Annotated in this window: 1 protein-coding gene; it reads right to left on the bottom strand. The window is 54.7% G+C overall.

The features are described 5' to 3' along the window. Nucleotides 1–93: 93 nt before the first annotated feature. A partial coding sequence (locus RE6C_RS05905) for a metallophosphoesterase family protein (RefSeq protein ID WP_236617974.1) occupies nt 94–783 on the bottom strand: 690 nt, incomplete at its 5' end.

Genomic DNA, 783 nt, shown 5'->3' with positions numbered 1-783 from the left:
AACGGTAGAAATCACGGGGAACGGGCGAACGACTTGCAAGCAGACGAGAAAACGGACCACCCGTTCTCCCGTGCATTTCATGGTTCCCCGCGATTATGGACCTTCGTCGAGCCAGAAGCGTCGAGTCGAACCCGATTCATTAGATTGCCAGCAAAGGCCGGAGTCAACATCAAGGCAGGTTAGCCAACCGTGTCCGCACGCCCATGTGTCGATGCAGATTGCGTGTCCGACCGTTAGTGGAACGCCATCACGTTGTGGTGTGTGACCACAAACCATTGTCAGACCGGATTCGTGTGGCGTAGGGTTGCCGAACGATTCCCAGTACAGCATGAAATCTGGTTGGTCATCAATTGGAATCTCGGAGTAAGCGTTCGCATGAACAAAGAAGTGAGTTTTCGTACAAAAGTGGGATCGAAGCGACTTAGCCAGGAACTGCCAGTGATCCTCGGGAATGTCGTCGAGTCGATCAGTGCAGTAGGACGAAAGTGCAGCGTCGCCACCGCACGCAAGCCATTCGTCGTGGTGTCGCTCGGATTGACGTGCCGCGAGCATCATCAACTCGTGGTTGCCTCGCAGTGGGATTAGTCCACCGCTTTCGCTGCGGTCAATCAACCATTCGATTACGCGCCTTGAATCAGGACCGCGGTCAACGTAGTCACCGAGCGTGATGATACGGTCGTCCGGAGTAAAAGCGGCAAACATCGCCAACGCATCAAGCGAGCGGAAGCAGCCATGTATGTCACCAACTGCTAGCGTTCGCACGACGTTGAAGTCTCCATTTGG

The organism is Rhodopirellula europaea 6C (assembly GCF_000338295.1).
Classification (GTDB): domain Bacteria; phylum Planctomycetota; class Planctomycetia; order Pirellulales; family Pirellulaceae; genus Rhodopirellula; species Rhodopirellula europaea.
The sequence above is the reverse complement of the archived record's forward strand: the minus strand, read 5'-3'. Positions and strand labels throughout refer to the sequence as shown.